The organism is Pseudomonas sp. D47 (genome assembly GCF_045447305.1).
GTDB lineage: Bacteria > Pseudomonadota > Gammaproteobacteria > Pseudomonadales > Pseudomonadaceae > Aquipseudomonas.
Genome location: NZ_JBJGXU010000018.1, coordinates 70,157 through 95,544, shown reverse-complemented (window position 1 = coordinate 95,544; position 25,388 = coordinate 70,157). Strand labels below are relative to the sequence as shown.

Genomic DNA, 25,388 nt, shown 5'->3' with positions numbered 1-25,388 from the left:
GCGCGCTCCTCAGGCTTCGGCGTTGGCTTTGATCAGGCGGTCGTACGCATCCTGATCCAACAGCTTAGCCACTGCATCGGCATCGGCGGGTTTAAAGCGGAAGAACCAACCTTCGCCCATCGGGTCTTCGTTGACCAGTTCCGGGCTGCCATCGAGTTTGTCGTTGACTTCGAGGACTTCGCCGTCCAGCGGCATGTACACGCCGCTCGCGGCCTTGACCGATTCCACGGTGGAGGCTTCGGCGCCCTTGTCGTAGGCCTGCAACTCCGGCAGTTGCACGAAAACCACATCACCCAGCGCGTTCTGCGCGAAAGCGGTGATACCCACGGTGACGCTGCCATCGGCTTCGGCGCGCAGCCATTCGTGATCTTCAGTGAAACGCAACTCGCTCATGGAAACTCCTCAGGGCCAGATTCGTCTGGTGGACGGGATTGGAATAATGAGGAGTTACTTAGCAATATCGCGGCCAATGTCATTAAGTTGTTGTAAATCAACAAGTTAATAAAATTGGTTATGGCGTTAGACGTTTTGGCTGTAGCGATTTCGCTACAGTCGGGCTTGTGAAAAAAAGCCTATGTGGATCAAAGCCTTGCATGGCGCGCAAAAAACAGGGTTGTAGCGATATCGTTACGCTGTAGCGCTTTCAGTACAGTCGATGTCGTTCTCAGACCCAATTTTGTGTGGAATGCGATCACTGTGGGAGCAGGCGAGCCAGCTCTCACATTTGGACTGCGTTTATTCAGTCAGGGTTTGCTGGGGATGCCGTACTTGCGCAGGCGATGGGCGATGGCTGTGTGCGAGGTCTGCAAGCGGCTGGCCAGTTGGCGGGTCGAGGGGTAACTGGCGTAGAGCTTCTCCAGCAGGCTGCGCTCGAAATCTTCCACCGCCTGTTCCAGGCTGTCGACTTCGCCGTCGCTCTGGCGCGCCACCGAGGTGCCGGCGATGTCCAGGTCGCCGATGTCCACCAAACTGCTTTCGCAAATGGCGGCGGCGCGGAAGATCACGTTTTGCAGTTGCCGAACGTTGCCCGGCCAGCGGTTGCCCAGCAGCGCCGGGTAAGTGCCGGGCGCCAGGCGGCACACCGGGCGCTGGATCTGCGCGCAGGCCTGCTGCATGAAGTAGCGGGCGAGCAGCAGGATGTCTTGGCCGCGCTCACGCAGCGGCGGTACTTCGACGTTGAGCACGTTGAGGCGGTAGAACAGGTCTTCGCGAAACGTGCCCTCGCTGACCATCTTTTCCAGGTCGCGGTGGGTGGCGCTGAGGATGCGCACATTGACCTTCACTTCACGGTCGCCGCCCACCCTGCGGAAGCTGCCATCGTTGAGAAAACGCAGCAGCTTGGCCTGCAAATACGGTGACATCTCGCCGATTTCATCAAGAAAAACGGTGCCCTGGTTGGCCAACTCCATCAGCCCCGGCTTACCGCCGCGCTGCGCACCGGTAAAGGCGCCGGGGGCGTAACCGAACAGTTCACTCTCGGCGAGGTTTTCCGGCAACGCTGCGCAGTTCAAGGCCAAAAACGGCGCACTGTGGCGCGCGCTGATGGCGTGGCAGGCACGCGCCACCAGCTCTTTGCCGGTGCCGGTTTCGCCCTGGATCAATAACGGTGCATCCAGTGCGGCGACGCGCTGCGCACGGGCCTTGAGGGTGCGAATCGCTGGGGACTCGCCCAACAACGCATCAAACCCTTCGGCATGGTCATGGTGCAGTGCCGACAGCTGTTCGCCGATGCGGTTGGGCGGGTACAGGGTCAGCAGGGCGCCGGCGTCGGTGATTGGTGTGGCGTCCAGCAACAGGGTCTGGCCGTTCACACTGATTTCGCGCAGGGGCAGGCGAAAGCCGTGTTCCAGCAAGGTGCCCAGCAGCGCGGGGTCGTTGAACAGTTCGCTGATGCTTTCCCCGGCCGGCTCGCGGCCGTACAGGGCGATCAGCGCCGGGTTGGCCAGCAGGATCTTGCCGGCGCTGTCCAGGGCCAGCACCGGGTCGGTCATGGCCGCCAGCAAGGCGTCGAGCTGCAAGTGGCGGCGCTGGCCAGGGAGGATGTCGACCACGGTGACCGCCTGTACGCCGTGCACGCTGAACAGCGCGTCGCGCAGCTCTTCGAGCACCTCGGCGCTCAGTGTCGGGGCGTCGATGTAGACGTTGGGCGGCACCATCTCCACCGCATCCAGGTTGAGATTGCGCCCACCGAGCAAGGCCAGGACTTCCTGGGTAATGCCGACGCGGTCGATAAAGCTGACGTGGATACGCATGGGGCGGCTGACAATTCTGGGGAGCTTGAGGCGGCAAGTATGCCTGACAGGTGATAGAGATCAAAAATGTGGGGGCTGGCTTGCCTGCGATGGCGAACGATCAGTCAATATTTGCGGCGACTGATCCACCGCTATCGCAGGCAAGCCAGCCCCCACAGTTGATCTGTTTTGGCTGTGGGAGCGGGGTTATTCCAGGTGTTCGGGCTTGACCGGATCTCCCGACTTCACATCCAACTGATGCCGTACATCCTCAAACATCAGGTCGTACTGCTTGTGCATCTGCCCGTTAAGCGTCGCAATCTTCGGCATCCCATACTTCTGCGCGCGGTTCATCGCGTGCCGGGCGAAATCAAATGCCTGGTCCTTGGGCAGGAAGAACTCTTCCTTAAGGTCCTTGCCTTGCACCGATCCGTGCAGTTTGAAGAGCATTCCCTTGCCTTCCTTTGGATCCTGGATGACCTCGTAGTCGATGCACAGGTTGTAGCTGTAGTCATCCTTGTTGAGCGCGTGACGTTCGACGTGCAAGTGACCGGGTTCAAAGGTGGCCATAGGCGTTTCTCCTCTACTTCACAGGTAGGTGATGCCAGGTTTTGCCGTGCTGATGCGCGTGCCGGCGCTGCCCTGGACGATGGCTTCGATGTCCGAGAGTGAACCGATGACGGCAGTTTTGCCAGTCTGGCGGGCGAACTCGCAGGCGGCTTGCACCTTCGGGCCCATGGAGCCGGCGGCGAAGCCGAGTTTTTCCATTTCGTCGGGGTGGGCCTGGCCGATGGCCTTTTGGGTCGGCTTGCCGAAGTCGATAAACGCAGCGTTGACGTCGGTGGCGATCACCAGCAAATCGGCGTCCAGTTGCGCGGCCAGCAGCGATGAACACAGGTCCTTGTCGATCACCGCTTCAATGCCGCGCAGCTTGCCGTCTTCGCCATACAGGGTTGGAATCCCGCCGCCACCGGCGCAGATAACAATGGCGCTTTTTTCCAGCAACCACTTGATCGGGCGAATTTCAAAGATGCGTTTCGGGCGTGGGCTGGCAACCACGCGGCGATATTTATCGCCGTCCGGGGCGATGGCCCAGCCTTTTTCGGCGGCGAGTTTTTCGGCTTCGGCTTTGGAATACACCGGGCCGATGGGCTTGGTCGGGTTCTGGAAGGCCGGGTCCTTGGGGTCCACTTCTACCTGGGTCAGCAAGGTCGCGAACGGCACTTCGAAGTCCAGCAGGTTGCCCAGTTCCTGTTCGATGATGTAGCCGATCATGCCTTCGGTTTCGGCGCCCAGCACGTCAAGCGGGTAGGGCGACACGCTGGTGTAGGCCGCCGCCTGCAACGACAGCAGGCCGACTTGCGGGCCATTGCCGTGGGCGATCACCAGCTCGTTGCCGGGGTGGATCTTGGCGATCTGTTCGGTGGCGATTCGGATGTTGGTGCGTTGGTTGTCCGCAGTCATGGGTTCACCACGGCGGAGCAGGGCGTTACCGCCCAGTGCAACGACGATACGCATAATGCAATCCTTCTAGAATTTAGCTTTGTGACCACAGGACAAAATGTGGGAGCGGGCTTGTGTGGGAGCCGGGCTTGCCCGCGATGGCATCACCTCGGTACATCTGAACTACCTAGGCGTCTGCATCGCAGGCAAGCCAGCTCCCACATTGACCGTGTTCCAACAGTGGGAGCGGTGTTGAGTTAGATATCCGCGAGCGCCGACACCAGAATCGCCTTGATGGTATGCATGCGGTTTTCCGCCTGCTCAAACGCGATGTTGGCCGGCGACTCGAACACGTCTTCGGTCACTTCCACGCCATTGGCCAGGTTCGGATAACGCGCGGCGATGTCCTTGCCGACCTTGGTTTCGCTGTTATGAAACGCCGGCAGGCAGTGCATGAATTTCACTCGAGGGTTGCCCGAGGCTTTCATCATCTTGGCGTTGACCTGGTACGGCAGCAGTTGCTCGATTCGTTCGTCCCACGCTTCCACCGGCTCGCCCATCGACACCCAGATGTCGGTGTGGATGAAGTCCACGCCTTTCACCGCTTCTTTCGGGTCTTCGGTGATGGTGATGCGCGCGCCGCTTTCGATGGCAAACGCCTGGCACTGCTTGATGAAATCTTCATGCGGCCACAGCGCTTTTGGCGCGCCGATGCGCACGTCCATGCCCAGCTTGGCGCCGATCATCAACAGCGAGTTGCCCATGTTGTAGCGCGCGTCGCCCAGGTAGGCGTAGCTGATGTCGTGCAGCGGCTTGTCGCTGTGCTCGCGCATGGTCAGGGTGTCGGCGATCATTTGGGTTGGGTGGAATTCGGCGGTGAGGCCGTTGAACACCGGCACACCGGCGAACTTGGCCAGCTCTTCGACGATTTCCTGCTCAAAGCCACGGTATTCAATCGCATCGAACATGCGGCCGAGTACGCGGGCGGTGTCTTTCATGCTTTCTTTGTGGCCGATCTGCGACGACACCGGGTCGATGTAGGTGACGTGGGCGCCTTGGTCATGGGCCGCCACTTCGAACGCGCAACGGGTGCGGGTCGAGGTTTTTTCGAAGATCAGCGCGATGTTTTTGCCCTGCAGGTGCGGACGCTCGGTGCCGGTGTATTTGGCGCGCTTGAGGTCGCGGGACAGGTCCAGCAGGTAGTTCAGCTCGCGCGTGGTGTGGTGCATCAGCGAGAGCAGGCTGCGGTTGCGCATGTTAAAAGCCATGGTGGATCTCCTTCTGTTTAGGTTATCCCCTTGGCCGGCGCCTTGTGAGCGGCGGCCAAGGCCTGAAAGTTAGTAGTCGATTGGGTCGCGGATGATCGGGCAGGTCATGCAGTGGCCGCCGCCACGGCCGCGGCCGAGTTCACCGGCGCTGATGGTGATGACTTCCACACCGGCCTTGCGTAGCAAGGTGTTGGTGTAGGTGTTGCGGTCGTAGCCGATCACCACGCCTGGCTCCAGGGCGACCACGTTGTTGCCGTCGTCCCACTGCTCGCGTTCGGCGGCGAAGCTGTTGCCGCCGGTTTCGACGACACGCAGGGCCTTGAGGTTGAGTGCGGCGGCCACGGTTTCGAGGAAGTTGGTTTTCTCCCGTTGAATATCGATGCCGTGTGGCTTGCTTTCATCAGGGCGCAGAGTGAAGGGCACGATCTGGTTGACCACTTCGGGGAAGATGGTGACCAGGTCGCGGTCGCAGAAGCTGAACACGGTGTCCAGGTGCATCGCCGCGCGGGATTTCGGCAGGCCGGCAACGATCACGCGTTCCACGGCTTTGTTTTTGAACAGGTTACGCGCCAGTTGGCCAATGGCCTGGTGGGACGAGCGTTCACCCATGCCGATCAACACGACGCCATTGCCGATAGGCATCACGTCGCCGCCTTCCAGCGTGGCGGCACCGTGTTCCTGGTCGGGGTCGCCGTACCAGATCTGGAAGTCCGCGTTGGTGAACTCGGGGTGGAATTTGTAGATGGCCGAGGCCAGCAGGGTTTCCTGACGTCGCGCCGGCCAGTACATCGGGTTGAGCGTCACGCCGCCATAGATCCAGCAGGTGGTGTCGCGGGTGAACTGGGTGTTGGGCAGCGGCGGCAGAATGAAACTTGAGTGGCCGAGGAAGTCGCGGAACATCTCGATGGTTTTGCCACCGAAGCTGCTCGGCAGGTCATCGGCCGACACGCCACCAATCAGGTACTCGCTGATTTTGCGCGGTTCCAGGCTGCGCAACCAGGAGCCGACTTCATCGACCAGGCCCAGGCCCACCGTATTCGCGGTGATCTTGCGTTCCAGGATCCAGTCCAGGGCTTCGGGGATGGCGACGATATCGGTCAGCAGGTTGTGCATTTCCAGCACATCAATGTCCCGCTCGCGCATCTTGGTGACGAAGTCGAAATGGTCGCGCTTGGCCTGGGCCACCCACAGCACGTCATCGAACAGCAGTTCATCGCAGTTGTTGGGGGTCAGCCGCTGGTGGGCCAAACCTGGGGAGCACACCATGACTTTGCGCAGTTTGCCGGCTTCGGAATGTACGCCGTACTTCACTTTTTCCGTGGTCATTACAGATCCTCCAGTGAACAAAGCTTTCTTTAGATAAGAGCTACAGAGTCAAGAAGCCGTCGTAGAGGCCATAAGCAGCCACCAGGGCGCCAATGACGACGGCGGCGAAAATCAGCTTCTCGACGTTGGTGAAAATCGGTTTGCCCAGTTCATGCTTGGCCTTGGCGAACAGGATCACGCCGGGGGCGTAGAGCAGGGCGGAGAGCAGCAGGTATTTGGTGCCGCCGGCGTAGAGCAGCCAGACCGCATAGATCAACGCGATGGCGCCGATGAACAGGTCTTTCTTGCGTTCGCGCAGGGCGTTTTCGTAGGTCTCACCGCGCACCGCCAGCAGCAGGGCGTAAGCCGCCGACCAGAGGTAAGGCACCAGGATCATCGAGGTGGCGAGGTAGATCAGCGACAGGTAAGTGCTGGCGGAGAACAGCGTAATCACCAGGAAAATCTGCACCATGGCGTTGGTCAGCCACAGGGCGTTGGCCGGCACATGGTTGGCGTTCTCGCGGCGCAAAAACTCCGGCATGGTGTGGTCTTTGGCAGCGGCGAACATGATCTCCGCACACAGCAACACCCACGACAGCAGTGCGCCGAGCAGCGAGATGATCAAGCCGACGCTGATCAATACCGCGCCCCAGTGGCCGACCACATGCTCAAGCACGGCCGCCATCGACGGGTTCTGCAGCTTGGCCAGTTCCGGCTGGGTCATGATCCCCAGGGACAATACGTTCACCAGCATCAGGAACAGCAGCACGGTGATAAAGCCGATCACGGTGGCCTTGCCCACGTCACTGCGTTTTTCTGCACGGGAGGAGAAGATGCTCGCGCCTTCGATGCCGATGAACACCCACACGGTGACCAGCATCATGTTGCGCACCTGGTTCATCACACTGCCCAGGTCCGGGTTTTTCACGCCCCAGATGTCAGCGGTGAAGATATCCAGCTTGAACGCGAACAGCGCGATCAACACGAACAGCACCAGCGGCACGATCTTGGCGACGGTGGTCACCAGGTTGATGAACGCGGCTTCCTTGATCCCGCGCAGCACCAGAAAATGCACGGCCCACAGCAACACCGAGGCGCCAATCACTGCCGCCGGGGTATTGCCTTCGCCAAAGATCGGAAAGAAGTAACCGAGGGTGCTGAACAGCAACACGAAGTAACCGACGTTGCCCAACCAGGCGCTGATCCAGTAGCCCCAGGCGGACGAGAAACCCATGTAGTCGCCGAAGCCGGCCTTGGCGTAGGCGTACACGCCGCCGTCGAGGTCAGGTTTGCGGTTGGCCAGGGTCTGGAACACGAAGGCGAGGGTCAGCATGCCGATGGCGGTAATCACCCAACCGATCAACACCGCACCCACGTCGGCGCTGGCGGCCATGTTTTGCGGCAGTGAGAAGATTCCGCCACCAATCATTGAGCCCACGACCAGTGCAACCAGTGCGCCTAATCGAAGTTTTCCGGGAGATTCAGACATTGCATGACTCCAATGCAGGAGAAGAGAGACCACAGAATAATTCCGTGCGCTGTTCGAACAGCTGACTTAGATCAGGTCATTGGCACATTCCATTGTGAATTAATGACTTAGGAGTAAAATCCTGGGGCGATACTTTTCCTCGCAAAAGCGCGTTCCAGAGCGCTTCTGCGTTGCAGTGATCATGTCGTCAAGAGAGTGGACTGTTGAAACTAGCCCTTTCTGCTGAATGTGCAATCTATTTCGGGACGGGTTACCAAATAGTCAGAGGCTGGCAAAGTGCCTGCCTTATTTAAAATCTAAATAAACCTAAACTTCATAAACAGTCATACCAATGCGTTATGAGCTGACGGTTTTATCGCTGTCTTTAATAAACGCTACACTCGCTGAATTAATTAGTTGAGTGCACGCTTGTTAGCTCAATTGTTATTTATTCAGGAGTTTGCATGTCTCAACCGGCCCCAAAGCTCAAACTCAGCGCGCTGATCGCGCTGGTGGTGGGTTCGATGATCGGCGGGGGGATTTTCTCTTTGCCGCAGAACATGGCCGCGCGCGCCGAGGTGGGCGCCGTGTTGATCGGCTGGGTGATCACCGCCGTGGGCATGCTGACCCTGGCGTTCGTGTTCCAGACCCTGGCCAACCGTAAACCCGAGTTGGATTCCGGGGTGTATGCCTACGCCAAGGCCGGGTTTGGCGATTACATGGGGTTCTCGTCGGCCTGGGGTTATTGGATCAGCGCGTGGATGGGCAATGTCGGTTACTTAGTGTTGCTGTTCAGCACCCTCGGCTACTTTTTCCCAGTGTTCGGCCAGGGCAATACGCCGGTTGCCATCGGCTGCGCGTCGCTGTTGCTGTGGGCTGTGCATTTTCTGGTGATGCGCGGGATCAAGGAGGCGGCGTTCATCAACCAGATCACTACCGTGGCGAAGATTGTGCCGTTGGTGATGTTTGTGGTCATCGCCGCCGTGGCGTTCAAAGCCGATATCTTCACTCGCGATATCTGGGGCCTGGGCAACCCGCAATTCGGCAGCGTGGTTGATCAAGTGCGCAACATGATGCTGGTCACCGTATTTGTATTTATTGGTATCGAGGGCGCCAGCGTGTATTCGGCGCGGGCCGAGAAACGTTCGGACGTCGGCCGGGCCACGGTTATAGGGTTTCTTGGGGTGCTGGCGCTGCTGGTGCTGGTGAATGTGTTGTCCCTGGGGATCATGAGCCAGCCGGAGTTGGCGCAATTGCAAAACCCGTCCCTGGCGGGTGTGCTGGAACATATCGTCGGGCCGTGGGGCGCGATGGCGATCAGCATCGGCCTGGCGGTTTCGTTGCTCGGCGCCTTGCTGTCCTGGGCGCTGCTGTGTGCGGAAATCCTCTACGCCACCGCCCATGACAAGACCATGCCGGCCTTCCTGAAGAAGGAAAACGCCAACCAGGTGCCGGTCAACGCGCTGTGGCTGACCAATGTAATGATCCAGATCTTTCTGGTGATCACGCTGTTTTCCCACAGCACCTACACCACGCTGATTTACCTGGCCTCGTCGATGATTCTGGTGCCGTACCTGTGGTCGGCGGCGTATGCCGTGCTGCTCAGCGGGCGCGGCGAAACCTATGAAGGCGCCCGGCGCCAGCGCATGCAGGACTTGCTGGTGGGCCTGATCGCGCTGGTTTATGCGCTGTGGCTGCTCTACGCAGGGGGCCTGAAGTACCTGATGCTCTCGGCGCTGCTGTATGCGCCCGGTGTGATCCTGTTTGCCCTGGCCAAGCGCGAGCAGGGCCAGCCCTTGTTTACCCACGTGGAAAAAGGCATTTTCAGCTGCGTGGTCGCGGGCGCGGGGCTGGCGGCGTATGGGCTGTATAGCGGGGTGTTGTCGTTGTGAGACTGGCGTATCAGGCGCCCTATGACTGGGCGGCGATGGTGGGCTTTTTGTCGGCGCGGGCGATCACGGGGTTGGAGACTGTTGAGGCTGGCGTCTATCGGCGCAGTATCAGCGTGAATGGGCTGCTCGGCTGGATCAGCGTGGCGCCGGGCGCGGGCGACTGGCTGGAAGTGGATGTTGAGTTTCCTGACGCTGCGGCGCTGCCCGAGATCGAGCGGCGCCTGAGGGCTATGTTCGATCTGGATGCCCAGCCCGAGTTGATCAATGCGCAATTGGCTGTTGACCCGCTGATGGCGCAGTTGGTTGCGGCCCGCCCCGGCCTGCGCGTGCCAGGCACTTGGGACGGGTTGGAACTGGCAATTCGCGCAGTCCTGGGCCAGCAGATCACGGTGGTCGCGGCGATTCGCCTGGCGGGCAAGTTGGTGGCCCAGTATGGCCAGTCATTGCAAACCCCATACGCCGGTATCACGCACGTTTTCCCGACGGCTGAAGTTTTGGCGGCGGCGGATTTGGCCACGCTGGGAATGCCGAAAGCACGGGGGCGCACCTTGTCCGGGGTGGCCCAGGCGTTGTTGGATGATTCGCAGCTGTTTGAGCCCAAGGCCAGCCTCCAGGAAGGCGTGGCGCGGTTGGTGGCCTTGCCGGGGATTGGTGACTGGACGGCGCAGTACATCGCCATGCGCCAGTTGCGTGAGCCGGATGCGTTTGCGTCAGGGGATATTGGCTTGATCAATGCGTTGGCGGCGCTGGAAGGTGGGCCGGTCAGCGCGCGCGAGTTGCTGGCGCGGGCTGAGGCGTGGCGGCCGTTGAGGGCGTATGCGGCGCAGCATTTGTGGACGTCGTTGAGCCGGGTGGATTAGTGGCGCCTGGGAGGGCCTTATCGCGGGCAAGCCCGGCTCCCACCGTTGACCGAGTTGTCTGAACGGTACTCGGTCAACGGTGGGAGCTGGCTTGCCTGCGATAGCGGACTTCAAGTCACCACTGAGCCCGATGTGAACCCAATTCCCCCGCCGGTAAATCCCACTGCAACGGCGTACCACTGATGCTCACCGGCGCCAGCAACCGATGGGCCAGGCCCCACGCCGTCTGCTCCTCCACCACACCTTGATCACTCGGTTCTTCGGCCCGCAACGTCGGCTGCTCCGGCACTTGCCCGGCCTCCACCAGCAACTTCGCCGTACGCGCCAATGATAACCGCGCCGCGCCGCCACGCCCGGTGTTCAAGCGTTCGCTCAACGCCTGAATCGCACTGGCCGCCATCAAATACCCAGTGGCATGATCCAACGCCTGCAACGGCAGCGGCACCGGTTTGTCCGCGTGTTTCCAGGCCATGCCCGCGTCGGCAATCCCGCTGCTCATCTGTACCAGGCTGTCGAAGCCGCGCCGATTGCGCCACGGGCCGCTCCAGCCATAGGCGTTGAGGCTTACGTCGATCAGGCCGGGGGCGAGGGTTTGCAGTTTAGCGGCGGTGTAGCCCAGTTGCTCAAGGGCGTCGGCGCGGTAGCCGTGGAACAGAATGTCGGCGGACTTGAGCAAGCTTTCAAACACTTGTCGGCCTTCGGGGCTTTTCAGGTCGAGGCGTGCGCAGCGTTTGCCCAGGGTCATTTCCGGCACTACGCCGGGTTCGTTCCAGGTCGGTGAGTCGATGCGCAGCACATCGGCGCCCAGCCCCGCGAGGAAACGACTGGCCACGGGGCCGGCCAGCACGCGGGTCAAGTCCAGCACTTTAATGCCCGCCAGCGGGCGCGCTACCGAGCCGAGCCAGGGTTTGTCGGTGGTGGGGTCGAAGGTCTGGCGCTGCACCAGCGCTTCGGTATTCACCGCCAACCCTTGGGGATGGGTTTGCCAGGCCTGCCATGAACGCATCTGCGCCGCGCAGCCGCCGGCCTCGACAATCGCCTGTTCCAGTTCGGCGGCGTTCCATGTCGCAACGTTGCTGGCCATCTCGGCGCGGTCATTGACCTTGCCCAATACGCGCTCGGCGGCGGCTCGGTGGTGCGGCGCATTGGTGTGTAAACGAATCCAGCCATCGGCGCTGGCGTAGTCACCGGCTACCGGGTCCCATAACGGCGGCGTTTGCCAGCCCACGGGGCGAATCGAGGACGAGAACCAGAAGGAGGCGAGGCGCCGGTCCATACTGACGCTGGGCAAACGCCCGGTCTGTTGGCGGATCAATTCGGCGATGGCCTGGCCGGCAGCGCCGAGGCTGGCACTGGCCAGTTCGGTCACGGCAAAGGCCGAGGGCAAGGCGCCAGCCTCTGTGAAGGTCAATGGGGTGTGTGGTAGGTCGAGTGCGGCTTGGATGGGAGTCAGCAGGTCAGTCATCAAAGGCCCTCCGTAAGAGAAGGGCCACTATAGAAGATCCTCACACCGGTGTGACAACCCCCGGCGCCAACGGCAGGTCGATGCTGGCGATAAAACCACCGTCGGGGTGGTTGGCCAGGATCAGGCTGCCGCCATGGCGTTCCGCCGCACGCCTGGCAATCGCCAGCCCCAGGCCGTGGCCTTGGGCCGTTTGGCCGGGGGCGCGGTAAAACGGCTCGCCCAGTTGGTTCAGGTGTTCGGCGTCGACACCGGGGCCATGGTCACGCACGCTGATCAGAATTCGCTCGCCTTGGCACTGCGCGCGTAACTCGATCGGCAAGCCCTGCGGGTTGAAGCGCTGGGCGTTGCGCAGGAGGTTATCCACCGCGCGTTCGATCATGGTCGGCCAGCCCTTGAGTAGCAGTTCGTTGTCGGCGGTCAGTTGCACCGTCTGGTCGGGCGCGCTCAGCTGGGCGTCCTTTTGCAGGGTCTTGAGCAGCGTGTTGAGGTCCACGTCTTCGGCACTGGCGTTGTCGGCATCGACGCGGGCCAGCACCAGGATTTCGCTGATCAAGGCTTCCAGGCGATCACATTCACGGGTCAGGCGTGGCCAGAGTCTTTCGCGTTCTTCGGGGCTGGCGCGTTCGGCCAACGCCAGGGCGATGCGCAAACGGGCCAGGGGCGAGCGCAGTTCATGGGACACGTCGCGCAGCAACTGGCGCTGGCTGCCGATCAGGCTTTGCAGGCGTGCGCCCATGCGGTTGAAGTCGGTGGCCAAGACGCCGAACTCATCGCGCCGGTTGGCCAGGCGCGCCAGGCTGTTTTGCTGGTAGGTGGTCTGGCCCAAGTCATGCACCGCGCCGCGCAGGCGGCTGAGTGGGCGGGTGATGGACAGCGTCACCAGCAGGCTGAACAGGGTCAGTACCACCAGCGCAATCGCCAGCGCGCTCAGCGGCCAGAGCAGGCTGCTGCGGTGCCAGGCGTCCAGTTCCGGGTGTGGGATGCGGTAGATCAGCAGGTAGGTGTCGCCGGTTTTCTCGCTGGTGTACTCGGCGGTCAAGCGGCGCCAGGGCAGGTGGCCGTCCTGGCTGTCATTCTGGCGCGCCTCGAAGGCTGCGGCGCGCCGGGGGAAGGTGCCGCGCACCACCGGCTCGCCGCTTTCATTCAGCACTTGCACGTCGATGTGGTACTGGCGTTTGCGTTGTTGCAGCAAATCCTGGGCCGCGTCCTCGCCCTGGGCTTCGTAGAGTTGCGTCCACTCTTGCGCCAGGTTGTTGAGGCCGGGGTGGCGGCTGAGAATCCAGGCGTCCTGGTTGAGCATGTGCCCAAGCAGGATCGACAGCCCGGCAACCAGGGCGATGGCCAGCCAGAAACTGGCCAGGATGCGCCAGAACAATGAACGCACAGGAAACCCTCAAACAGGAAAAGCCCAGCGGCGTGAGCCACTGGGCTGGGGGAGTTAACGCTCGCGCATTATTGCGCTTTTTGCGGCTGCTGGGCTTTCCAGGCTTGGAATTCCTTCCACTCGGCGCGACGTTCGGCTTGTTTCTTGACGATCTCGTCGAATTTCTTCTGTTGATCGGGTTTCAGCACGGCGCGGATGTCGGCCTGGGTTTTTTGCTTGCCAGCGGCGATTTCGTCCTGCATGGCTTTCTGGTCTGCGGCTGGGAGTTTGTCCAGGTACTTTTTGACCAGGTCTTTGCGAGCGTGCCATTGGTCGCCCATCAGTTTGCCGATTTGCTGGCGTTGTTCGCGGCTCAGGTCGAGCTGGCTGAAGGGGCCGCCTTTGCCACGCGGACCGTGTTCGCCGCCGTGGCCTGGGCCACCCATCATGTGGCCTTCAGGGCCGCCCATCGGGCCTGGGCCTTCTGGCATGGCGGCCATGGCGATGGTTGGCAGGGCAGCGGCGAACATCAAAGCGATAAGGGTCTTGCGCATGGTGATTCTCCTGTCTCTATTCCGGTGAGTCCGGATGTGAGTAGGTTACGCAGATCAAGGTCAGCGGCGGTCAGGTGAGGGTAAAGCTTGGGTAAAGAGGGTTTTGGTGGGGGCTGACAAAACCATTGAGCCGCAGGCGATTAATTGTGGGAGCTGGCTTGCCTGCGATGCGGACACCTCGGTTTTTCAGTGGCACCCAGTTGATGCCATCGCAGGCAAGCCAGCTCCCACAGGGGAGCGGTGTTGCGTTCAGAGGCTGTAGTAGTACCCGCGACTACGCAACGCCACGATCCGTGGCCGGCCATCCGGGTGTGGGCCGATCTTCTTGCGCAGGTTGCTGACGTGCATGTCCAGGCTGCGATCGTAAAGGGTCAGCTTGCGGCCCAGGGCGATCTGCGCCAGTTCCTGCTTGTCCAGCGGCTCGCCGGGCTGGCGCAGCAAGGCTTCGAGCAGGCGGCTTTCGGAGACGGTGAGGGCGAATTCCTGTTCATCGATGGTGACCACACCGCGCACTGGGCTAAAGCACAGGTCGCCCAGTTCCAGCTGGGTCGACACGGCGGTCGGGTGGCTGCGGCGCAGCACGGCACGTAGGCGCGCAGTCAGTTCGCGCGGGTCGCAGGGCTTGGCCAGGTAATCATCGGCACCCAGTTCCAGGCCGAGGATGCGGTCCAGCGGCTCACCACGGGCCGAGAGCATCAGCACCGGCAAGTCCGGGTGGTCGTTGCGCAGCTGTTTAAGCAACTCCAGGCCACTGCCGTCTGGCAGCATCACGTCAAGCACCACCGCCGCCGGGACGCTGTCGGCCAAGGCTTTGCGCGCGCTCAAGCCGTCGTGGCAGGCGCGCACCTGGAAACCTTCCTGGCTCAGCCAACTGGTCAGCAGCTCACAGAGCTCCTGGTCATCATCTATCAGTAACAGCTCGCTCATGACTCACTCAATTTAGCCATTGTCGACGGCGACGGTGCCCACCGCTGGCGAAGATCCCGCACAGCAACGCGATCAGTGCGACGGCCCCACCGGTGACAAACCACTGCTGTTGCTCGGTCAGCCAGCGGGTCAAGGCGCCGCCCTGTGTTTCTTTGAGTTGCTGGGCCAGGCGTTGGTTCTCCTGGCGCAAGCGATTCAGTTGGGCGCTTTCGCGGGCAGCGTCTGCGGTTTGCAGTTGCTTGCTCAACGCTTCACGCAGGCGTTCGCTTTCTTTCAAACGTTGCTGCAATTCGGTGATCTGGCTGCCGGCACTCAAAGACAAGGGCGTGGAACTGCCGGTGTTCGAGGTTTCTTCAGCGTGGGTCGTAGCCCCGATCGTTAACACTGCCAACAGACACAACTGACGTAAGCGCATCGGAACTCCTGATTCCACACGAATATTCAGAACGTTGTCGGCAGGTTACCCAGAATAATGAGCAATTAGGAGCGCGCCGAACGCAATTGCTTCGGCGCGACTTTACTCAAGAAAGCTTGTTTAAGGCAGGACTTGCTTAAACGGCTTGATCACCACATCCGCGTAGACACCCGCCGCGATATACGGGTCGGCCTTGGCCCAGGCTTGAGCGTCGGCGAGGGAGGCGAACTCGGCGATGATCAAGCTACCGGTGAAACCCGCCGCGCCTGGGTCATTGCTGTCCACTGCCGGGTGCGGACCGGCCAGCACCAGGCGGCCTTCGGCTTGCAGTACTTTGAGGCGCTCCACGTGAGCCGGGCGCACGCTCAGGCGTTTTTCCAGCGAGTTGGCAACGTCGGTAGCAATGATGGCGTAGAGCATGTCAGTCCTCGGTTTTCGGCGTAGTAGGGTCGGTGTCATGCAGGTGGCGCGACAGGTAGATGCCCTGGCCGATTAGGAACAATACGGTCAGGCCCAGGCTGCCGAACACCTTGAAGTCAACCCAGTAGTCTTGGAAGGTAAAGGCCACGAACAGGTTGGCGGCGCCGCAGAACAGGAAAAACACGACCCAGGCCACGTTCAAACGTGTCCACACCGGCTCCGGCAGGGTCAACGCGTGGCCCATGATCCGCTTGATCAGCAGGCGATCACCGATGAAGTGGCTGCCGATAAACGCCAGGGCGAACAGCCAGTTCACCACCGGGGCTTTCCATTTAAGGAAGGTTTCGCTGTGGAAGGCCAGGGTCAGGCTGCCGAAGACCAGGCAGGCGACCAGGGTCAGCCATTGGCTTTTCTCGAGTTTGCGTTGGGAGATGAAGAGGGCGCCGTAGACCACCAAAGAGCTGATGATCAGCACCGCGGTGGCGCTGTAGATGCCTCCGACGTTCAGCTCATGGCCGGCGATATCGATGACCCTGGGGTCGAGTTTGTAAACGATGAAAAACAGCAACAGCGGGATGAAGTCGATGAATTGTTTCACAGTAAGAGCCAGAAGCTGGATGTGGCGGCATAATAACAAACATCCTTGGTAGCGAAAGCGCCAGCTGACTTGAGGTTACACACTTCCGTGAATGTTGATTTGCACTGCCACAGCACGGCCTCCGACGGCGCCCTGGCGCCCGCGGTACTGGTTGCGCGTGCGTTTGAAAAAGGCGTGCGAGTTCTGTCGTTGACCGACCACGACACCCTCGAAGGCCTCGATGAGGCCCGTACGGCGGCGCATGCGTTGGGCATGCAGCTGGTCAACGGCGTGGAATTGTCCTGCACCTGGGGCGGCGCCACTATTCATGTGCTCGGTTACGGCTTTGATCAAAACGCTCCAGCGTTAGTCGCAGCCATCGCCCAATTGCACGATGGCCGCTGGCTGCGGTCCGAAGAAATAAGCCGCAAGCTCGGCCTTAAAGGCATGCCCAATGCCCTCGATGGCGCCCGCGCCATCCAGCAGGAACTGGGCGACAGCGGCAATGCCCCGGCCCGGCCGCACTTTGCCGACTGGATGGTGCGTGAAGGTTTTGTTAAGGACCGCGCCGAAGCCTTTCGCAAATGGCTGGGCGCCGGCAAGTTGGGTGACGTCAAGCAACACTGGCCGACCCTGGAAGACACCGTCGGCACCCTGCGGGCCGCCGGGGCATGGGTTAGCCTGGCGCATCCTTGGCATTACGATTTCACCCGCAGCAAGCGCCGCAAGCTGATTGCCGACTATATTGGAGCGGGTGGCCACGCAATCGAAGTGGTCAACGGGCACCAACCCGCCGAACAGGTGGGCAGCCTGGCGATTCTTGCGCGCGAATTTGGTCTGCTGGTCAGCGCCGGCAGTGATTTTCATGGCCCAGGCGGCTGGTCCGAGATTGGCGAGTATCGCCAGGTCCCGGAAGACCTGCCGCTGTTGTGGGGGCGATTCAAGCATGACCCCATTATTGCCACCGTCTGAACAGGTAGAGCAAGTGAGTCAATTCTTCCAGATTCATCCGGAAAACCCGCAAGCGCGCCTGATTAAACAGGCCGTGGAGATCATTCGCGCCGGCGGCGTGGTGATCTACCCAACCGACTCGTCCTACGCGATTGGTTGCCAGATCGGCGACAAGAACGCGGTTGAACGGGTCAGACGCCTGCGTAACCTGGACAAGAACCACAACTTTGCGCTGATCTGCAGCGATTTGTCCCAGTTGGGCCTGTTCGCCAAGGTCGACACCGGCACCTTCCGCCTGCTCAAAGCCCATACGCCGGGGCCTTACACCTTTATTCTGAATGCCACCCGCGAAGTGCCGCGGCTGTTGCTGCACCCTAAGAAGCGCACCATCGGCCTGCGCGTGCCGGAACATCCGATTGCCCTGGCGTTGCTGGCTGAGCTGGGTGAGCCGTTGATGAGCGTGTCGTTGATCCTGCCCGGCGAAGAAGAGCCGTTGTACGACCCTTACGAAATGCGCCGCCTGCTGGAGAAACACGTCGACCTGATCATCGACGGCGGCTACGGCGGCAATAAAGCCTCCACCGTGATCAACCTGGCCGATGGCGAGCCGGAAGTCGTGCGGGTGGGCTGCGGCGACCCGACGCCCTTTATGGTCGAGGCCTGAATGTCGGTGGTGGAAACTGTCGACAGCCAGGCCGGCGCCCAGCAGGAACTGCCCTTTGCCATGGTCTATGGCCAGGCAGTCCTGGAAATGCCGCTGGATTTGTACATCCCGCCGGACGCCCTGGAGGTGTTCCTTGAAGCCTTCGAAGGCCCGCTGGACTTGCTGCTGTACCTGATCCGCAAACAGAACATCAACATCCTCGACATCCCCGTGGCGGAAATTACCCGCCAGTACATGGGCTATGTCGAGTTGATGCAGACGGTGCGCCTGGAGCTGGCCGCCGAGTACCTGGTGATGGCCGCCATGCTCGCCGAGATCAAGTCGCGCATGCTGTTGCCGCGCTCGGAGACCATCGAGGCCGAAGAAGACGACCCGCGCGCCGAACTGATCCGCCGCCTGCAAGAGTACGAGCGCTTCAAGGCGGCTGCCGAAGGCATCGACGGCTTGAGCCGCGTTGGCCGTGATGTGGTGGTGCCCAAGCTCGACGCCCCGGAAGCCCGGGCGCGCAAGCTATTGCCGGACGTGAGCCTGGAAGAATTGCTGATGTCCATGGCCGAAGTACTGCGCCGTGGCGACATGTTTGAAAGCCATCAGGTCAGCCGCGAGGCCTTGTCGACCCGCGAGCGCATGAGCGATGTGCTTGAACGCCTCAAGGGTGGCGGGTTTGTACCCTTTGTCGAGCTGTTCACCAAAGAAGAAGGGCGTCTGGGGGTGGTGGTGACCTTTATGGCGGTGCTTGAACTGGTCAAGGAATCCTTGGTCGAGCTGGTCCAGAATGAGCCTTTTGCGGCTATCCACGTGCGGGCGCGAGCCGAATAAAGAGCTGAATCGATGAATTTGACTGAACCCCGCGAACTGGCGCCGCTGCTGGAAGCCTTTCTCCTGGCCTCGGGTAAACCGCAATCCCTGGAGCGCCTGTTCGAACTCTTTGAAGAGGCCGAGCGCCCTGAGCCGCCTGTGTTCAAGAAGGCCCTGGAAATCCTGCGCAAGTCCTGCGACGGCCGTGCGTTTGAGTTGCGCGAAGTGGCGTCGGGTTATCGCCTGCAGATTCGTGAGAAGTTTTCCCCGTGGGTCGGTCGCTTGTGGGAAGAGCGCCCGCAGCGTTATTCACGGGCAATGCTGGAGACCATGGCGTTGATCGCCTATCGCCAGCCGATCACTCGGGGCGAGATCGAGGACGTGCGCGGCGTGGCGGTCAACAGCCATATCGTCAAGACACTGCTGGAGCGCGAGTGGATCCGCATCGTTGGCTACCGTGACGTGCCCGGCAAGCCGGCGATGTTCGCCACCACCAAGGTGTTCCTCGACCACTTCAACCTGAAAAACCTCGACGACCTGCCGCCGTTGGCCGAACTGCGCGAGATGGAAACTGAGCCGGTGCTGGACTTCGACGACGCGCCGGTCCCGGCCAGCTTGCAGGAACTGGCAGACGCCACGGCAGAGCCGGAAGAACCAAAGGATGAAACCAGCTTCCACACCTTGTTGCTGGAACTGGACGACATGGAGCAGGGGATCAAGACCGACTTCGACGACTTGCTGCGTGACGGTGCGGTTGAGCCTGAAACTCAGGTGAACGTTGAAAACGAGCCTGAGGTCGATAGTGAAGCTGAGGCCGAACCCGAACCCGAACCCGAACCCGAAATCGAGCCTGAGGAAGACATTCTCGGTGTGGCCGAAGCTCGCGAGAAGCTCCTGGCCGCTGTCGCCGCCTTGGGGCAACCCGAATTGAGTGACGAAGAGGCTGAAGCACAAGCGTTGGCCGAAGCCATCGAAAACGAGCGCCGCTCGTTTGAGCCCTGACTCACCCGCAGGGCCGAGCCGTCAGCCAGCTGCGTGGCAGGCGTGTTACCTGTTAGTTCTGACAGTTGTTTGGTTGTGACGCGCGGCGTTTACTCGCTAAGCGCCATTACGGCTGTGCCGTTTCATTCGTGGTGGTCGTAATCCCGTTCTTTTGACTTGGATGACCCTTCATGAAAATTACTCGTCAACGCATCACTGCCTCGCTGGGCGTGATGGCTTTAATCGGTTCGGCTGTTTTTACCTGCGCTTATGCGGTGGCAGCGACGTACAACCCATTCAGTGGCGACGTCAGCGTCAACATTGTCGCGGGTGCCGCGCCCACTGGCGCTATTGGTCTGAGCGCCGGGCCTACGGGTGTAGAACGCGCCGTTTACTATCGCCCTGGTTCCTCTGACGCGCTGTGGATCGGTGCGTCCAACACGTTGCCTCAGGGATGCAAACCCACTGAATTCAAGGATGATGACGGCACTGCGATTCCGGTCTGGGTCAAGTTGAAATGCAATGCAGAAGACTGGCAAGGCAAACTGTCCAAGACGGGTAAGGTATTCAGCGTCAAGCGCCTCTGATACAGGCCGCTGTGTTTTGATCGTTCCCACGCTCTGCGTGGGAACGCCGCCTGGACGCTCTGTGTCCGTTTGTGACGCGTAGCGTGGGAACGAGAGTTATAGCGATGATTTCCACCAAAGACCCTTGCATCAGCATCTGCAAATTCAGCGACGACATCTGCGTCGGCTGTGGCCGCAGCAAGGGCGAAATCCGCGCCTGGAAGAAACTCGACAAAGTCGACAAACGCACGGTACTGGCCGAAGCCGAGCTGCGGCTGCTGGCGCTGGGCGCCACCGGTCGGCGGAAAAGCAAATGACTTGGGCGTTATCGACTAGTCTCTGATGCGTAACGCGCGCTATGCGCGTATGATTCTCGACCCTTTGGCGACGTATTCGGCCAAAGCCCCGCTTTCAACACTCTTCAGGCCACGCCTGAATCGACCCACCGGGAGGTGCTTAAGATGAACGACCAAGACCAGAACGACAGCCAGGAAATCGGCCCAGCAGGCGAAAAACTGCAAAAGGTGCTGGCGCGTATCGGCGTGGGCTCGCGCCGCGACGTCGAAGCCTGGATCACCCAGAAGCGCATCAAGGTCAACAGCGTAGAAGCCACCCTTGGCCAGCGCGTCGACCTGCACGATGCAATCACCATTGATGGCAAGGTCATCAAGCGTGAAGAGGCCGCCGAATCGGTGCGCCGCGTGATCATGTACAACAAGCCTGATGGCGAAATCTGCACCCGTGACGACCCGGAAGGCCGTCCGACCGTGTTCGACAAGATGCCTAAGCCTAAAGAAGGCCGCTGGATCAACATCGGCCGTCTGGACATCAACACCACCGGCTTGCTGATGTTCACCACCGACGGTGAACTGGCCAACCGCCTGATGCACCCGTCCTACGAGATGGACCGCGAGTACGCGGTGCGTGTACGTGGCGAAGTCGATGACGAGATGATCGAGCGCTTGAAAGCCGGCGTGGTCCTTGAAGACGGCCCGGCCAAGTTCACCGACATCAAGCAGGCGCCCGGCGGCGAAGGTTTCAACCACTGGTACCACTGCGTGGTGATGGAAGGCCGTAACCGTGAAGTACGTCGCCTGTGGGAATCCCAGGGCCTGGTGGTTAGCCGCCTGAAGCGCGTGCGTTTCGGCCCGGTGTTCTTGAACTCCGACCTGCCGATGGGCCGCTGGCGCGAAATGAGCCAGTACGAAGTCGACATCCTCAGCGCCGAAGTCGGCCTGACGCCGGTTGCTATGCCGCAGATGAACGCCAAGAGCAAAGACAAGCTTGAGCGTATGCAGCGTAAATCGTCGCGCCCTGTGGCGCGCACCGAACGTGTTGCCCGCACCCTGCGCCCCGCGCTGAATGCACCGGCCACCGGCGGTCGTATCTCCCGTGAGCCGCACATCGAAGGTGAGCGTCGCCCAACGGCGCCGTCCCGTCAGGAAGGCGAGCGTGCACCGCGCACCCCGCGCCCTGCGCGTGGTGGTGAAGCCCCAAGTGGCGGTCGCGGTAACCGTGGTGAAGGCCGTGGTGCTCCGGCATCCGACCGCCCAGCCGACAGCGCCAACACCAAGCGCCCAGCCAAGCCCGCGCCGAAAAAGCGTCCAGGCTTGAAACTGGTCGCCGACGAGCCATCGGGCAAGCGCCGTGGCGCCCCGGCGGGTTCCGGTCAGCGTCCTGGTTTTGGTCGCAAGAAGCCGCAGTGATGTAACGGCTGCACAAAAACGCCAACCTTAGGGTTGGCGTTTTTTTTGGTCTCAATTTGGTAATCCATTCAAGTGTGGGAGCTGGCTTGCCTGCGATGGCATCACCGCAGTCTGTCTGATAGACCGAGGTGCCTATATCGCAGGCAAGCCAGCTCCCACATTGATCCTCAGTGTCTCTGGTATTTGGGTTCTAAAACGCAAACGTCCCATCAAACACCGGCTTGTCATCCAGCGCCAACACCCCGCTGGCAAAGATCAAATCCAAATGATGGCTGCCTTTCTGCCCGCCACCCAAGCCCAGGTGCAAACCGCAGTGGCGCTCTTCAAACCCGGCGTTGCGCGCATACAAATCCTTGACCCCTTCATTGGTGCCAATCCCCAGCTCTTCCACGCGGCGGTTGGACGGGTTGGCATTCAGGTATTTGTTGAAGTCATCCGCCAGCCCCGGCACGTCGCTGGCCACGCTGCAAATCGTCGAGTTCTCGATCCACAGCTCCAGCGGTGATTGCAGCACGCCGTATTTGCGCGCAAACGGGATGGTGCTCAGAAAGGTGCCGACAAACCGCACCTGGCCGTTGATGGCCTCGCTGTGGGTGGCGATCTCGCCTGGCGCCAGGTCGTGGTTGCCGACGCCGTTGATATTGGTCCACTTCTTGATGCTGCTCATCGGCGCTTCCAGGCGTGAGCCGTGCTTGTCGGTAAAGCTCAGCACGTTGGCCTGGGACATGCGCCGGATCAGCGTGGCGTTGAGGTCGGCAATGCGCTGTGGCTCGACGCTGAAGGTGTCGTAGAAGTAGTCGCCATAATCCTTGAACAGCAGGGATTTCTTCCAGTGCTCAGCCATCACGCCGTGCAGGGCGCGGATGAAGTCCGGGCCTTCGGCGCGTGGGTTGGGCAGGGTCGAGGAGTCGTAGAGAAACAGGTACAGGTCGCAGGCTTCGATGGCTTGGGCCAGGGTCTCGCTGGCGGCCAGGTCCAGGCGCTGCACCTGGAAATTGAAGCGGGCGGCGCTGCCATGGGTGATCGTTTGGGCGATGGCGTCGTAGCGCTCGGTATGGCCCAGCAGCACGGTAGGGCGGCTCAGGCCGTTGAGGGCCGGGTGGTGTGCGAGGTAGTAGAGAAAGTGTTCGACGGCGCGGGCCTTGTCCATGACGTGTGTCCTTGTGTGCCTTGGGTAAGGGGGCAGATGCCGTGCACTGCATCTGCCGGATGCCTGCCGGGTGTTAGAAAGGCCACATCGCCGTGCCAAATGGCACAACGGCATCGGCTTGCATCATTTCAACGGCGGCCTCATGGGTCGGCGCTTCAAACCAATCGTCGAGTTGCAGTTCGGTTTCCAGGTCGTTTTCCAGTGCTTGCATGGTGTATCTCCTAGAGGACGTTGTTTGAGAACGGCTTGCCAGCGGGCTTCGCTGGGCAAGTGGAAGAACCTAGGCGAGAGTGTTTCGGAATGCAAAAAATTTATTGACACGGTCTCATTTGGATTTTTTCTTCTGTTTTTTCATCGCTTATGTTTTTCCAGAAAAAACAGCGAGCTGGCTGAACCGATTGATCAGAAATTGCCCGCCGACAATTTTCTGGAGGATGACGGACTCAGCTGGCTGTAACGCTGGGTTTACGCGATGTAACGTAAAAATTACGCAATGGGCCAGTCATTTATGGACGGTGTCTTGCTGTAAGGAATCTCTGACAGATTGTCGCAAGCGCTCTGCAGGGGCGCCCAGAAGCTGTCGAGCGATGTACAATGCGCCGCGTTTTACTGTGACCCTCCTTGCGTTCCCACGCAAAAGGCCAAGACCCAGGGTTTACCCACCCTGATCACTCCGCCCTGCCACGAGCCGGACGGGTTCGATTTCGTCACAGATAAAAACAAACAGGTGACGCATGACCGTTAGAAAGACGCTGTACTCCTGGTGCCTGCGCTGGGGTTTGAGCGGCGCTGCTTGAGTCGAGATTCAAGGCAGCAACGTGCATTCAACATCATCAAACCTTGCGTGAGACCCTTTTCATGAGTGGACCCCATTCCCCTTCAGGCGAGCTGAAACGCGGCCTGAAAAATCGGCATATCCAGTTGATCGCCCTCGGCGGCGCCATCGGCACCGGCCTGTTCCTGGGCTCGGCTGGGGTGCTCAAATCCGCCGGCCCTTCGATGATCCTCGGCTATGCCATCTGCGGCTTTATCGCCTTCATGATCATGCGCCAGCTCGGCGAAATGATCGTCGAAGAGCCGGTCGCCGGTTCCTTCAGCCACTTTGCCCACAAGTACTGGGGCGGTTTCGCCGGCTTCCTGTCGGGCTGGAACTGCTGGATCCTGTACATCCTGGTCGGCATGTCGGAGCTGACGGCTGTCGGCAAATATGTGCACTACTGGTGGCCTGAGATCCCGACCTGGGTCTCGGCAGCAGCGTTTTTCGTGCTGATCAACCTGATTAACTTGGCTAACGTCAAAGTCTTTGGTGAAGCCGAATTCTGGTTCGCCATCATCAAGGTGGTGGCCATCGTCGGCATGATCGCCCTGGGCAGCTACTTGCTGGCCAGCGGCAGCGGCGGCCCGCAAGCTTCGGTCAGCAACCTGTGGGAGCACGGTGGGTTCTTCCCACACGGCGTGGGCGGATTGGTGATGGCCATGGCGATCATCATGTTCTCCTTCGGCGGCCTGGAAATGCTCGGTTTTACCGCAGCCGAAGCTGACCAGCCACGCACCGTGATCCCCAAGGCGATCAACCAGGTGATCTACCGCATCCTGATCTTCTACATAGGCGCACTGGTAGTGCTGTTGTCGCTGACGCCATGGGACAGCCTGCTGGCGTCCCTCAACGCGTCCGGCGATGCCTATAGCGGCAGCCCGTTCGTGCAGGTGTTCTCGATGCTGGGCAGCAACACTGCCGCGCATATCCTCAACTTCGTGGTGCTCACTGCGGCGCTGTCGGTGTACAACAGCGGCACCTACTGCAACAGCCGCATGCTGCTGGGCATGGCCGAGCAGGGCGATGCGCCCAAGGCCTTGGCGAAAATCGACAAGCGCGGCGTACCGGTGCGTTCGATTCTGGCCTCAGCGGCGATCACCCTGGTGGCGGTGCTGATGAACTACCTGATCCCGCAACACGCGCTGGAACTGCTGATGTCGTTGGTAGTGGCCACGCTGGTGATCAACTGGGCGATGATCAGCTTCTCGCACTTCAAGTTCCGCCAGCACATGAACCGCACCGGCCAAGTGCCGTTGTTCAAGGCGCTGTGGTACCCGTACGGCAACATCCTCTGCGTGGCCTTCGTGGTGTTTATTCTGGGGACCATGTTGATGATCCCGGGCATTGACCGTTCGGTGTACGCAATCCCGGTGTGGGTGGCGTTCATGGGGCTGTGCTACTGGATCAAGAACAAGCGCAGCGCCGAAGCGGCACTGACCGCGACGAGTGCGGCGTTGAAGTAAGCCGTATCGCATCAACAGAAAACCCGGCGCCTTGCCGGGTTTTTTGTGGGCGTCGACAGGTTAAACTCCCGACCTTGTTTTTATCGACCCTTGCCTAGGAGGCC

26 protein-coding genes are annotated in these 25,388 nt (G+C 60.7%); 10 read left to right on the top strand and 16 right to left on the bottom strand.

Annotated elements, in window-relative coordinates:
• Positions 1–9 precede the first annotated feature (9 nt).
• The 7 genes from gcvH to arcD (ACI77I_RS14640) form a co-directional block, all read right to left on the bottom strand.
• Positions 10–393 (bottom strand): glycine cleavage system protein GcvH, encoded by a 384-nt coding sequence (gcvH, locus tag ACI77I_RS14670; RefSeq protein WP_005790845.1) that lies wholly within the window; start codon positions 391–393, stop codon positions 10–12.
• Positions 394–743: 350 nt separating this feature from the next.
• Entirely contained in the window at positions 744–2,252 is a 1,509-nt protein-coding gene (locus ACI77I_RS14665) for a sigma-54-dependent transcriptional regulator (RefSeq protein ID WP_094950805.1), read from the bottom strand.
• 186 nt (positions 2,253–2,438) lie between these two features.
• The gene (locus ACI77I_RS14660; RefSeq protein ID WP_094950806.1) at positions 2,439–2,801 is read right to left on the bottom strand and encodes a DUF5064 family protein; all 363 of its coding nucleotides are present in this window, start codon (positions 2,799–2,801) and stop codon (positions 2,439–2,441) included.
• An 18-nt stretch (positions 2,802–2,819) separates the two neighbouring features.
• Positions 2,820–3,749, bottom strand: coding sequence for a carbamate kinase (arcC, locus tag ACI77I_RS14655; RefSeq protein WP_094950807.1), 930 nt, complete (start codon positions 3,747–3,749; stop codon positions 2,820–2,822).
• A 182-nt stretch (positions 3,750–3,931) separates the two neighbouring features.
• Entirely contained in the window at positions 3,932–4,942 is a 1,011-nt protein-coding gene (locus tag ACI77I_RS14650; protein WP_094950808.1) for an ornithine carbamoyltransferase, read from the bottom strand.
• Between the two features lie 69 nt (positions 4,943–5,011).
• Complete coding sequence (gene arcA / locus ACI77I_RS14645) at positions 5,012–6,268, bottom strand: arginine deiminase (protein ID WP_094950809.1); 1,257 nt, start codon at positions 6,266–6,268, stop codon at positions 5,012–5,014.
• Between the two features lie 40 nt (positions 6,269–6,308).
• Positions 6,309–7,736 (bottom strand): arginine-ornithine antiporter, encoded by a 1,428-nt coding sequence (gene arcD, locus ACI77I_RS14640; RefSeq protein WP_094950810.1) that lies wholly within the window; start codon positions 7,734–7,736, stop codon positions 6,309–6,311.
• 443 nt (positions 7,737–8,179) lie between these two features.
• Between arcD (ACI77I_RS14640) and arcD (ACI77I_RS14635) the strand changes: the two genes are divergently transcribed.
• Both arcD (ACI77I_RS14635) and ACI77I_RS14630 read left to right on the top strand, forming a co-directional pair.
• Positions 8,180–9,607 (top strand): arginine-ornithine antiporter, encoded by a 1,428-nt coding sequence (arcD, locus tag ACI77I_RS14635; protein ID WP_406997826.1) that lies wholly within the window; start codon positions 8,180–8,182, stop codon positions 9,605–9,607.
• Positions 9,604–10,467, top strand: coding sequence for a DNA-3-methyladenine glycosylase family protein (locus ACI77I_RS14630; protein WP_406997825.1), 864 nt, complete (start codon positions 9,604–9,606; stop codon positions 10,465–10,467). The genes arcD (ACI77I_RS14635) and ACI77I_RS14630 overlap by 4 nt, the downstream gene beginning before the upstream one ends.
• A 115-nt stretch (positions 10,468–10,582) precedes the next feature.
• Here the strand turns inward: ACI77I_RS14630 and ACI77I_RS14625 are convergent, their stop codons facing one another.
• The 7 genes from ACI77I_RS14625 to ACI77I_RS14595 form a co-directional block, all read right to left on the bottom strand.
• A complete protein-coding gene (locus ACI77I_RS14625; RefSeq protein ID WP_406997824.1) occupies positions 10,583–11,932 on the bottom strand; it encodes a CoA transferase in 1,350 nt (449 codons plus the stop codon).
• Between the two features lie 40 nt (positions 11,933–11,972).
• Positions 11,973–13,316: a HAMP domain-containing sensor histidine kinase gene (locus ACI77I_RS14620; RefSeq protein WP_094950814.1), complete on the bottom strand. Its 1,344-nt coding sequence runs from the start codon at positions 13,314–13,316 to the stop codon at positions 11,973–11,975.
• A 68-nt stretch (positions 13,317–13,384) separates the two neighbouring features.
• Positions 13,385–13,849, bottom strand: coding sequence for an LTXXQ domain protein (locus tag ACI77I_RS14615; protein ID WP_094950815.1), 465 nt, complete (start codon positions 13,847–13,849; stop codon positions 13,385–13,387).
• Positions 13,850–14,098: 249 nt separating this feature from the next.
• A complete protein-coding gene (locus ACI77I_RS14610; RefSeq protein ID WP_406997823.1) occupies positions 14,099–14,776 on the bottom strand; it encodes a response regulator transcription factor in 678 nt (225 codons plus the stop codon).
• A 7-nt stretch (positions 14,777–14,783) separates the two neighbouring features.
• Positions 14,784–15,191 carry a translation initiation factor 2 gene (locus ACI77I_RS14605; protein WP_406997822.1) on the bottom strand — a complete coding sequence of 136 codons (408 nt, stop codon included), beginning with the start codon at positions 15,189–15,191 and terminating at the stop codon, positions 14,784–14,786.
• A 120-nt stretch (positions 15,192–15,311) separates the two neighbouring features.
• On the bottom strand, positions 15,312–15,611 hold the full coding sequence (locus ACI77I_RS14600) for a YciI family protein (protein ID WP_094950818.1): 300 nt from the start codon (positions 15,609–15,611) through the stop codon (positions 15,312–15,314).
• A 1-nt stretch (position 15,612) separates the two neighbouring features.
• Positions 15,613–16,209, bottom strand: coding sequence for a septation protein A (locus ACI77I_RS14595; RefSeq protein WP_094950819.1), 597 nt, complete (start codon positions 16,207–16,209; stop codon positions 15,613–15,615).
• An 87-nt stretch (positions 16,210–16,296) separates the two neighbouring features.
• On the opposite strand from ACI77I_RS14595, the gene ACI77I_RS14590 reads away from it, so the two are divergent.
• The 7 genes from ACI77I_RS14590 to rluB all read left to right on the top strand — a co-directional run bounded on the left by ACI77I_RS14590 (position 16,297) and on the right by rluB (position 21,854).
• On the top strand, positions 16,297–17,160 hold the full coding sequence (locus ACI77I_RS14590) for a PHP domain-containing protein (RefSeq protein ID WP_263273893.1): 864 nt from the start codon (positions 16,297–16,299) through the stop codon (positions 17,158–17,160).
• 13 nt (positions 17,161–17,173) lie between these two features.
• Positions 17,174–17,803: an L-threonylcarbamoyladenylate synthase gene (locus ACI77I_RS14585; RefSeq protein ID WP_242156119.1), complete on the top strand. Its 630-nt coding sequence runs from the start codon at positions 17,174–17,176 to the stop codon at positions 17,801–17,803.
• A gap of 120 nt (positions 17,804–17,923) precedes the next feature.
• Positions 17,924–18,622, top strand: a complete 699-nt coding sequence (locus ACI77I_RS14580; RefSeq protein ID WP_173667140.1) for a ScpA family protein — start codon at positions 17,924–17,926, stop codon at positions 18,620–18,622.
• Between the two features lie 12 nt (positions 18,623–18,634).
• Positions 18,635–19,603: an SMC-Scp complex subunit ScpB gene (gene scpB, locus ACI77I_RS14575; RefSeq protein WP_406997821.1), complete on the top strand. Its 969-nt coding sequence runs from the start codon at positions 18,635–18,637 to the stop codon at positions 19,601–19,603.
• A gap of 170 nt (positions 19,604–19,773) precedes the next feature.
• Positions 19,774–20,169: a hypothetical protein gene (locus tag ACI77I_RS14570; RefSeq protein ID WP_406997820.1), complete on the top strand. Its 396-nt coding sequence runs from the start codon at positions 19,774–19,776 to the stop codon at positions 20,167–20,169.
• 104 nt (positions 20,170–20,273) lie between these two features.
• On the top strand, positions 20,274–20,465 hold the full coding sequence (locus ACI77I_RS14565) for a DUF1289 domain-containing protein (protein WP_094950824.1): 192 nt from the start codon (positions 20,274–20,276) through the stop codon (positions 20,463–20,465).
• Between the two features lie 144 nt (positions 20,466–20,609).
• On the top strand, positions 20,610–21,854 hold the full coding sequence (gene rluB, locus ACI77I_RS14560; protein WP_094950825.1) for a 23S rRNA pseudouridine(2605) synthase RluB: 1,245 nt from the start codon (positions 20,610–20,612) through the stop codon (positions 21,852–21,854).
• A gap of 190 nt (positions 21,855–22,044) precedes the next feature.
• Here the strand turns inward: rluB and ACI77I_RS14555 are convergent, their stop codons facing one another.
• Both ACI77I_RS14555 and ACI77I_RS14550 read right to left on the bottom strand, forming a co-directional pair.
• A complete protein-coding gene (locus ACI77I_RS14555; RefSeq protein WP_094950826.1) occupies positions 22,045–23,004 on the bottom strand; it encodes a leucyl aminopeptidase in 960 nt (319 codons plus the stop codon).
• A gap of 73 nt (positions 23,005–23,077) precedes the next feature.
• Complete coding sequence (locus ACI77I_RS14550) at positions 23,078–23,215, bottom strand: hypothetical protein (protein ID WP_003175756.1); 138 nt, start codon at positions 23,213–23,215, stop codon at positions 23,078–23,080.
• Between the two features lie 647 nt (positions 23,216–23,862).
• Here ACI77I_RS14550 and ACI77I_RS14545 point away from each other — a divergent pair.
• Positions 23,863–25,284: an amino acid permease gene (locus ACI77I_RS14545; RefSeq protein ID WP_094950828.1), complete on the top strand. Its 1,422-nt coding sequence runs from the start codon at positions 23,863–23,865 to the stop codon at positions 25,282–25,284.
• Positions 25,285–25,388 lie beyond the last annotated feature (104 nt).

Excerpts from the sequence above, each read along its gene's own strand:
- scpB (WP_406997821.1), top strand. The coding sequence starts at position 18,635 with ATGAATTTGACTGAACCCCGCGAACTGGCGCCGCTGCTGGAAGCCTTT.
- ACI77I_RS14625 (WP_406997824.1), bottom strand. The coding sequence starts at position 11,932 with ATGACTGACCTGCTGACTCCCATCCAAGCCGCACTCGACCTACCACAC.
- ACI77I_RS14660 (WP_094950806.1), bottom strand. The coding sequence starts at position 2,801 with ATGGCCACCTTTGAACCCGGTCACTTGCACGTCGAACGTCACGCGCTC.
- arcD (WP_094950810.1), bottom strand. The coding sequence starts at position 7,736 with ATGTCTGAATCTCCCGGAAAACTTCGATTAGGCGCACTGGTTGCACTG.
- ACI77I_RS14555 (WP_094950826.1), bottom strand. The coding sequence starts at position 23,004 with ATGGACAAGGCCCGCGCCGTCGAACACTTTCTCTACTACCTCGCACAC.
- ACI77I_RS14615 (WP_094950815.1), bottom strand. The coding sequence starts at position 13,849 with ATGCGCAAGACCCTTATCGCTTTGATGTTCGCCGCTGCCCTGCCAACC.
- ACI77I_RS14600 (WP_094950818.1), bottom strand. The coding sequence starts at position 15,611 with ATGCTCTACGCCATCATTGCTACCGACGTTGCCAACTCGCTGGAAAAA.
- ACI77I_RS14650 (WP_094950808.1), bottom strand. The coding sequence starts at position 4,942 with ATGGCTTTTAACATGCGCAACCGCAGCCTGCTCTCGCTGATGCACCAC.
- ACI77I_RS14610 (WP_406997823.1), bottom strand. The coding sequence starts at position 14,776 with ATGAGCGAGCTGTTACTGATAGATGATGACCAGGAGCTCTGTGAGCTG.
- ACI77I_RS14570 (WP_406997820.1), top strand. The coding sequence starts at position 19,774 with ATGAAAATTACTCGTCAACGCATCACTGCCTCGCTGGGCGTGATGGCT.
- arcD (WP_406997826.1), top strand. The coding sequence starts at position 8,180 with ATGTCTCAACCGGCCCCAAAGCTCAAACTCAGCGCGCTGATCGCGCTG.
- ACI77I_RS14545 (WP_094950828.1), top strand. The coding sequence starts at position 23,863 with ATGAGTGGACCCCATTCCCCTTCAGGCGAGCTGAAACGCGGCCTGAAA.
- arcC (WP_094950807.1), bottom strand. The coding sequence starts at position 3,749 with ATGCGTATCGTCGTTGCACTGGGCGGTAACGCCCTGCTCCGCCGTGGT.
- rluB (WP_094950825.1), top strand. The coding sequence starts at position 20,610 with ATGAACGACCAAGACCAGAACGACAGCCAGGAAATCGGCCCAGCAGGC.
- ACI77I_RS14565 (WP_094950824.1), top strand. The coding sequence starts at position 20,274 with ATGATTTCCACCAAAGACCCTTGCATCAGCATCTGCAAATTCAGCGAC.
- ACI77I_RS14550 (WP_003175756.1), bottom strand. The coding sequence starts at position 23,215 with ATGCAAGCACTGGAAAACGACCTGGAAACCGAACTGCAACTCGACGAT.
- gcvH (WP_005790845.1), bottom strand. The coding sequence starts at position 393 with ATGAGCGAGTTGCGTTTCACTGAAGATCACGAATGGCTGCGCGCCGAA.
- arcA (WP_094950809.1), bottom strand. The coding sequence starts at position 6,268 with ATGACCACGGAAAAAGTGAAGTACGGCGTACATTCCGAAGCCGGCAAA.
- ACI77I_RS14605 (WP_406997822.1), bottom strand. The coding sequence starts at position 15,191 with ATGCGCTTACGTCAGTTGTGTCTGTTGGCAGTGTTAACGATCGGGGCT.
- ACI77I_RS14665 (WP_094950805.1), bottom strand. The coding sequence starts at position 2,252 with ATGCGTATCCACGTCAGCTTTATCGACCGCGTCGGCATTACCCAGGAA.